Origin of the sequence: Streptomyces sp. NPDC059092 (assembly GCF_042756365.1) — a bacterium.
In the GTDB taxonomy this organism is placed as follows: domain Bacteria; phylum Actinomycetota; class Actinomycetes; order Streptomycetales; family Streptomycetaceae; genus Streptomyces.
Genome location: NZ_JBHZEJ010000037.1, coordinates 68121 through 77168, shown reverse-complemented (window position 1 = coordinate 77168; position 9048 = coordinate 68121). Strand labels below are relative to the sequence as shown.

The window sequence follows — 9048 nt, the reverse complement described above, 5'->3', positions numbered from 1 at the left end:
GCGGTTCTGGCCGTAGGTGGCGAGGAGTGCTTGTGCTTCGATGGGGTCGCCGAGGGTGGTTCCTGTGCCGTGTGCTTCTACGGCGTCGATGTCGGTGGGTGTGAGGCCGGCTTGGGTGAGGGCGGTTCGGATGACGCGTTGTTGGGCGGGGCCGTTGGGTGCGGAGAGTCCGTTGGAGGCGCCGTCCTGGTTGATTGCGGAGCCGGCTATGAGGGCGAGGACCTGGTGGCCGTTGTGTCGGGCTTGGGAGAGTCGTTCCAGGAGGACGAGTCCTACGCCTTCGCCCCAGCCGGTGCCGTCGGCGTCGGCGTCGAAGGCCTTGCACCGCCCGTCGCCCGCCAGACCCCCCTGCCGCGAGAAGCCGACGAAGAGATCAGGCGTGGACATCACCGTGGCGCCGCCCGCGAGCGCCAGGGAGCACTCGCCGTTCCGTAGTGCCCGGGTCGCGAGGTGGAGGGCGACGAGGGACGACGAACACGCCGTGTCCACCGAGACCGCGGGTCCCTCCAGGCCCAGCGTGTACGCGACCCGGCCGGACAGCACACTGGAGGCCACCCCCGTGACGATGTGGCCCTCTGTGTCCTCGGCGCCGTCCCGCAGACGGGTCGCGTAGTCCTGGCCGTTGGTTCCGACGAACACCCCGGTGTCGCTTCCGCGCAGCGACGAAGGGTCGATGCCGGACCGCTCCACCGCTTCCCAGGCCACCTCCAGCAGCAGTCGCTGCTGCGGATCCATCGCCAGCGCCTCCCGGGGCGAGATCCCGAAGAACTCCGCGTCGAACTCGGTTGCGGAGTCCAGGAAGCCGCCGACGCGGACGTGGCTGGTGCCGGGATTGGCCGGGTCCGGGTGGTAGAGCGCGTCGAGGTCCCAGCCCCGGTCGGCCGGGAAGTCGCCGAGCACCTCGCCTTCGGCGGTGAGCAGCCGCCACAGGTCCTCCGGGGAGGCGATGCCCGCGGGGAACCGGCACGCCATGGCGACGACCGCGACGGGGTCGTCGTCGGTGACCGCCGTGGGCCGGGAGAGCGCCTGCACGGTGGCCGAGCCGTCGAAGTGGTCCTCGGCGAGGTGACGTGCCACGGCGTCCGGGCTGGGGTGGTCGAACACCAGGCTGCGCGGCAGGTCGAGGTCGAGCAGCCCCACGAGACGATTGCGGAACTCCACGGCGCCGAGGGAGTCGAAGCCCTGGTCGCGGAAGGCGCGGGCGGTGTCCACGGCCTCGGGAACGGCGTGGCCGAGTACGGCGGCGGCCTGTGCGCGTACCAACGCGGCCAGGCGGGCGGTGCGTTCGGGCGCGGGCAGTGCCGCGAGCTCTCCGCGCAGGCCGTCGCGCGCCGAGGCTGAAGGTCGCGTGGGTTCGGCCCCGGCGTCGCGGTTGCCGCGACGGATCTCGGCGAACAGGCGGTCGGGGCGGACGGTGGTGAGCGCGGGCAGCAGGCGGGAGAAGTCGATGTCCGCGACGACGGTCGCCGGGGCGCCGGCCCGCCCGATCAGCCCGTGCAGGACGTCCAGTGCCGCCTCGGGCGCCAGATCACCGAGTCCGAGCCGCCGCATCCGGCGCGCGGCCGCGTCCTGGCCCGCCATGCCCGCGCCCGCCCACGGTCCCCATGCCACGGATGTCGCGACCAGGCCCTGGGCCGCCCGGTGCCGCGCGAAGGCGTCGAGATAGGCGTTGGCCGCGGCGTAGTTGGCCTGGCCGGCGTTGCCCATCACCCCGGTGAAGGAGGAGAACAGCACGAACGCCGACAGGTCCGCGTCACGGGTCAGCTCGTGCAGATTGCGGGTGCCGGTGACCTTCGGCGCGCTGACGGCGCGCAGCCGGTCGGGTGTCATGTCGGCCAGCAGCCCGTCGTCCACCACTCCGGCGGTGTGCAGCACGGCGGTGAGCGGCAGGTCCTCGGGGACCGCGGCCAGCGTACGGCGCAGGGCCTCCCGGTCGGCCACGTCGCAGGCCACGACCGACACCCTGGCGCCGAGGGCGGTGAGCTCCGCCTCCAGGTCGGCGGCGCCCGGCGCCTCGCGGCCCGCGCGGCTGGTCAGCAGGACGTGCTCGGCGCCGAGCCGGACCGCCCACCGGGCGACGTGGGTGCCGAGCGCCCCGGTACCGCCGGTGATCAGGACGGTGCCGGTGGGCCGCCAGAGCGCGTCCGCGTCGCGGCGGCCCGCCACGAGAGGCACCAGCCGCCTCGCGTGGACGCCGGAGCCGCGCAGGGCCAGCTGGTCCTCGTCGCCGGGGCGGGCCAGCAGCCGCCCCAGCCGGCCGAGGACGCGGCCGTCGGGGTCGTCGGGCAGATCGATGACTCCGCCCCAGAGGGCGGGGTGTTCGAGGGCCGCGACCCGGCCGAGCCCCCATACCTGGGCCTGGTCGGGGTAGGGGGCGGAAGCGATGCCCTCCGCGGGCCGGTCGCCGCCCGCCGGATCGTCCACGTGGACCGCGTTCCGCGTCAGACACCACAGCCGGCCCGAGCAGTCCAGGTCGACGAGGGCCCGCAGCAGGGCGGTGGTCGCCTCGGCCGGTGCGTCCGAGGTCCAGGCGAGCAGCGACAGCACGGTGTCGGGCCGCTCCTCGTCGAGCACACCACGCAGCGGGCCGGAGACCCGGGCCCGTACGTCGTCGTCGGCCGGGGCGGCGTCGCCTGACGTGGCGAAGGCGTCGACGTCCAGCCGGCGCACCCGTACGCCCTCGGCCGTCAGAGCGTCCTCGACCGACGCCACAAGGCCCTCGATACCGTCCCCGGTGGGTACGACGAGCAGACAACTGCCGCCCGCCCGGCGCTCGCCGGGGGCGACGGGCCGCCAGGTCACGCGGTACCGCCACGCGTCCGTGGCGGCCTCGCGCTCCCGGTCGGCGCGCCAGGACGCCAGCGCGGGTACGACCGAATCGAACGACTGGGCGCTGTCCACGCCGAGGGCACTGCTCAGACCCGCCACGTCCGAGCGGTCGACGGCGGCCCAGAACTCGTCGTCGGCCGTGCTCCGGGCACCGCCGGCGGCGGGTTCGGAATCCCTCCAGTACCGCTGCCGGTGGAACGGGTAGGTGGGCAGCGCCACGCCCCGGGCGCCGGTGCCCGCGAAGTAGGCCGGCCAGTCCACCCGTACGCCCCTGGCGTGCAGGCGACCGACCAGGGTCAGCAGCGAGCGGACCTCCGACCGGTCCCGGCGCAGCGCCGGCAGGAGCACCGTGCCGGGCTCGTCGGCCAGGGTCTCCTCGGCCAGTCCGGTCAGCACCGCGTCGGGGCCCAGCTCGACGAAGACGGTGGCGCCCTCGGCACGGAGCGCCGCGATCCCGTCGGAGAAACGTACGCTCTCGCGGACGTGCCGGACCCAGTACTCGGGGGAGAGGATCTCGGCCCCGGCGAGGGCACCGGTGACGTTGGACACCAGCGGCACGCTCGGCTCCGCGAAGCGGATCCCGCGCAGGACCTCGGCGAAACCGTCGAGCATCGGCTCCATCAACGACGAGTGGAAGGGGTGGCTCACGGCGAGTCGCCTCGTGCGCACACCACGGTCGGCGAACTCGGCGGCGACCCGCAGCACCGCGTCCTCGGCACCGGAAAGGACGACGGAGGACGGCCCGTTGACCGAGGCGATGTCCACCGGCGCGGATTCCTCGCGCAGCCGCGTCCGCATCTCGGCCTCCGGGACCGCCACCGCGACCATGGCGCCGCCACCGGGCAGGGCCTGCATGAGCCGCCCTCTCGCGGCGACCACCGCGCACGCGTCCGGCAGGAACCACACGCCGGCCACGTGGGCGGCGGCCAGTTCGCCGATCGAGTGGCCCGCGAGCAGGTCGGGCCGGATGCCCCAGTGTTCGAGCAGCCGGAAGAGCGCGACCTCGACCGCGAAGAGCGCCGCCTGTGTGTAGGCCGTCCGGTCCAGCAGGTCCGCCTCCGCGGCGATCACGCCGGCCAGCGGACGGTCCAGCAGGGCGTCGAACTCGGCGCACACCTCGTCGAACCGCTCGGCGAACACCGGGAACGCCCGGTGGAGCTCGCGGCCCATGCCCAGGCGCTGCGAGCCCTGTCCGGAGAAGAGGAACGCGACCGTGTCGGCGCCGGCCCGCTCGACGGACAGGGAGGGGAAGGGCTCCCCCGAGGCGAGCGCGGCCAGCGCGGCCCGGGCCTCCTCGGCCGTGCCGGCGACGAGGGCGGCGCGGTGCGGCAGCGCCGTGCGGGCCGTCGCCAGTGACAGCGCGACGTCGGCGGGCCGGACGCCCTCGTCCGCGAACACGGCCGCCAGCCGCGCCGCGTGGTCGCGCAGCGCCTCGGGCCCGGCCGCGGACAGCACCATCGGCACGTGGGGCGCGTCCGCCATCGGGGCGGCGGGCCCGGCGGGCTCGGGCCCGTCCGCCTGCTCCAGAACGACATGGGCGTTGGTTCCGCTGATGCCGAACGACGACACGCCCGCCCGGCGCGGCCGGCCGGTCTCCGGCCACCGCCGTGCCTCGGTCAGCAGCCGCATCCCGCCCTCGGACCAGTCGACGTGCGCGGTCGGCTCGTCGACGTGCAGGGTCCTGGGCAGGGTCGCGTGCCGCATGGCCAGCACCATCTTGATGACACCGGTCAGGCCCGCGGCGGCCTGGGTGTGGCCGATGTTGGACTTGACCGAGCCCAGCCACAGGGGCAGTTCCCGCTCCTGTCCGTAGGTCGCCAGCAGCGCCTGTGCCTCGATGGGATCGCCCAGCACCGTTCCCGTACCGTGTGCCTCGACCGCGTCGACGTCGCCGGGCGCGAGCCCCGCCGACGTGAGCGCGTCGCGGATCGCCCGCTGCTGGGAGGGCCCGTTGGGCGCGGTCAGTCCGTTCGACGCGCCGTCGGAGTTGACCGCGCTGCCGCGCAGGACGGCGAGTACCTCATGCCCCCGGCGCCGGGCGTCGGAGAGCCGTTCCAGCAGGAGGACGCCCGCGCCCTCCGCCCAGCCGGTGCCGTCCGCCGCCGCCGAGAACGCCTTGCAGCGGCCGTCGGGCGACATTCCGTGCTGGGTGGCGAACTCCACGAAGATCCCGGGGTTGGCCATCACCGTGACGCCCGCGGCGACCGCGAGGCCGCATTCCCCCTCGCGCAGGGACCGGGCGGCGAGGTGGAGGGCCACCAGCGACGAGGAGCACGCGGTGTCGACGGTGACGGCGGGGCCTTCGAGCCCGAACGCGTACGCGACGCGGCCGGAGAGGACGCTCGCGGTGGTGCCGGTGAGGACGTGACCGCGCGAGTCCTCGCCCGCTTCGTGCAGCCGGGGCCCGTAGTCCTGCGACATCGCCCCGACGAACACGCCGACGCGTTTGTCGGGCAGCCGGGCCGGGTCGACGGCGGCGCGTTCGAACGTCTCCCAGACGGTCTCCAGCAGGATCCGCTGCTGGGGGTCCATCGCCGCCGCCTCCCGTGGGGAGATGCCGAAGAGGGCGGCGTCGAAGTCCGCGGCGTCGTAGAGGAATCCGCCCCGGCGGGGGACGGCGTCCGGGAGCCGGTCGAGCCGCCACCCCCGGTCGGTGGGGAACCCGGCCACGGCGTCGCCCTCGTCGGTCAGCAGCGACCAGAACTCCTCCGGGGACCGCACCCCTCCGGGCAGCCGGCAGCCCATCGCCACGATCGCGATCGGATCGTCGTCCACGGCCCGGGCGACAGCGCCCGACGCGGCGGTCCCACCCTCCGTCCCGCCGTCGGTCCCGCCCTCCGCGAGCAGCGCGGCGAACCGGTCGGCGACGGCATCCGGCGTGGGGTGGTCGAACAGCAGACCGGTGGGGAGCTGAAGACCCGTCACCGAGGCGTACCGGTCGCGCAGTTCCACGGCGAGCACGGAGTCGAAGCCGAGCTCCCGGAAGGTCAGGGCGGGCAGCACACCGTCGGGCCCGTCGTGCCCGAGGACGACGGCCGCCTCCTCCCGTACGAGCTGCACCAGGGCCTGCCGCCGGCCGGCCCTGGTCAGCTTCGCGAGCCGCCGGCGCAGCGTCGGGCCGGCGCCGGTCGCGTCGTCGTCCCGTGCGCGGGGATCCTCGCGGGGGACGCCGGCCAGGGACGCCGGCCCGGGCACCGCCGAGGACCGACGGAACGTGGCCGTACCGCCGTCGCTCCAGTGCACGCGACGCTGGAAGGCGTACGTGGGCAACGCGACCCTGGCGGGCCGGTGCGCGGCGAGCACGGCGGGCCAGTCGACGGCGACACCGTGGGTGTGGGCCCGGGCCAGCGCGCCGAGGTAACGCCGCCAGCCGCCGTCGTCGCGGCGCAGCGTCGGCAGGACCTCGGCCTCCACGCCGTGGTCCTCGACGGTCTCGGCCATCCCGACGGTCAGCACGGGGTGTGGGCTGACCTCGACGAGAACCCGGTGCCCGGCGTCGAGCACGCGGCGTACCGCCGTGTCGAAGCGCACGGGCCCGCGGAGGTTGCGGTACCAGTAGTCCGCGTCGAGTTCGGTGCCCTCGATGGCCTCCCCGGTCACCGACGACACGATCGTCGTGGTGGCGGGCCGGGCGACGACGGGGGCCAGCGCCTCGTACATCTCGTCCCGGATCCGTTCCACGGCCGGGGAGTGCGACGCGTAGTCGATGGGCACGCGCCGGACCCGTACGCCCTCCTCCCGGCAGCGAGCGGTCAGCTCGTCCAGCACCGTGCGGGCGCCCGCGACCACCGTGGACGAGGGGCCGTTGACGGCCGCGACGCAGAGCTCGTCACCCCACTCCCGCAGCAGCTCCTCGGTGCGCTCCACGGGGAGCGCGACCGCCATCAGCCCGCCGTGCCCGGCGAGCCGCGCGAGAGCACGGCTGCGCAGGGCGACGACACGGGCACCGTCGTCGAGGGAGAGCGCGCCCGCCACCACGGCCGCCGCGATCTCGCCCTGGCTGTGGCCCACGACGGCGGACGGCCGCACACCGCACGCCGTCCACAACCGTGCCAGCGAGACCATGACCGCGAACAGGACCGGCTGGACGACGTCGTCCCCGTCCAGGCCGGGGGCGCCGGGCTCGCCCCGCAGCACCGAGGGCAGCGACCACTCGACGAACGGGCGCAGGGCGGCGTCGCACTCGGCGAGCGCACGGGCGAAGGCGGGCGACGACTCCATCAGTTCCAGGGCCATGCCCGCCCATTGCGTGCCCTGACCGGGGAAGACGAACACGGGCCCGGTGGTGTCGGGGGCCTCGCCCTGTACGAGCGCGGTGGCGGAGGCGCCGTCGGCGAGCGAGGCGAGGCCGTCGAGCAGTCCGGCGCGGTCGGAGCCGAGCACGGCGGCGCGGTGGCGGAAGGCGGTGCGCGTGGTGGACAGCGAGAAGGCCACGTCGGCGGCGGAGGTGTCCTGTTCCCGGGCCAGCCAGGCGGACAGTGCCGCCGCCTGGTCCCGCAGGGCGTCCGGGGTCCGGCCGGAGAGGACCCAGGCGAGGGGGGCGTCCTGGGCCGCGGGGGAGGGGGCCTCCTGGGACGCGGCGCCGTCGTCGGCGGTGGTGTCACCGGCGGCGCGGGGCGCGTACTCGGCGAGCACCAGGTGGCAGTTGGTGCCGCCGATACCGAAGGAGCTGACCCCGGCCACGCGCGGTCGCCCGGGGTTCCGTTCCTCGGTGTCGCCCTCTCCCGCACCGCTTTCCGCGGTGTTCCACTCCTCGGCGTCGAGCTGGATCCGGAGGTTGAGCGCGTCGAGCGGGACGCGGGGGCCCTGTGTCTCGAAATTGAGGCTGGGCACGAACTCGGCGCCGTGCAGGCACAGCACCGCCTTGAGGAGGCCCGCGATCCCCGCCGCGCCCTCCAGGTGGCCGATGTTCGTTTTCACCGAGCCGACGCGCAGGGGCGATCCCTTGGGCCGGGCGGAGCCGAGGACCGCGCCCAGCGCGGCTGCCTCCACCGGGTCGCCCGTCGCGGTCCCGGTGCCGTGCAGTTCGACGTAGTCCACGTCGGACGGCCGCAACCCGGCATGGCGATAGGCGAGCCGCAGCGCCGCCTCCTGGCCGCGCTGGTCGGGGACGGTGAATCCCGCCCCGCCGCCGTCGTTGTTCACCGCGCCGCCCGCGAGCACGCAGTAGACCGGGTCGCCGTCGGCCACGGCGTCGGAGAGGAAGCGCAGCAGCACCGCGCCGCCGCCCTCGCCCCGGACGTAGCCGTTGGCCCGGGAGTCGAAGGTGTGGCACCGCCCGTCGGGCGACAGGGCGCCCGCGCCGTCCACCGCGAGGGTGCCCTCGGCGGTGAGGATGAGGCTGATGCCACCGGCCAGGGCCGCCCCGCACTCGCCCCGGCGCATGCTCTCCGCCGCCAGGTGCACCGCCACCAGTGACGAGGACTGGCCGGAGTCCACGACGAAGCTCGGGCCGCGCAGCCCCAAGGCGTAGGAGACCCGGTTGGCCATGCCGCCCCGGAGGAGGCCGGTCAGGGAGTGGGGGGTCAGCGCCGCCGGCCCCTGGTCGTGGACGACGGTCGCGTAGTCACCGCCGATCGCGCCGACGAACACGCCTGTGGTGGTGTCCCGGAACCGGTCGGCCGCCATGCCCGCATCCTCGAACGCCTCCCAGCCCAGTTCGAGCATGAGCCGCTGCTGAGGATCCATCGCCGCCGCCTCGCGCGGGGAGATGCCGAAGAAATCGGCGTCGAAGGTGTCCACGGAGTCGAGGAAACCGCCGCGCAACCCGGCAGCCGGAAACGTCTCGGGGTCATAGTCCGGCATGGCATCGAGCCGGCCGTCGGGGATACGGGAAATGCTGTCGGTCCCCGACCGGAGCGATTGGAAAAGCTGTCGAGGGCTCGTTGCCCCCGGCAGCCGGCACGAGATTCCGACGATCGCGATCGGATCCGTGTTCCGCGTTCCGGACTCACCGTCGTAGCCAGCTGACATCCGTGTCCTCAACCTTTCAGACCCGCGATCGACGTGCAGACCGCCGATCCGTGAAATCACGCCCGCTTTCTCCGTGATCGGACGCTACCGAAACGGAAACCACGGAAGCACCCCCTAAAGGCCGGGGTACACCACAGCGCTCGGTCGGCGGGCGCCCTGTATTCCTGGTCAGGGCAATAGGGGGTGGCAGAATCGGCCGCCGGTGACTCGTTTCGAACGGTCGAGGACGGAGAGGCGAGAAGGGCG

1 protein-coding gene is annotated in these 9048 nt (G+C 74.6%); it reads right to left on the bottom strand.

Going from position 1 to position 9048, the window contains the following annotated elements:
- Positions 1-8802, bottom strand: an 8802-nt coding sequence (locus ACFXPL_RS21765; RefSeq protein ID WP_384921903.1) for a type I polyketide synthase, incomplete at its 3' end; no start/stop codon positions are given.
- Positions 8803-9048 lie beyond the last annotated feature (246 nt).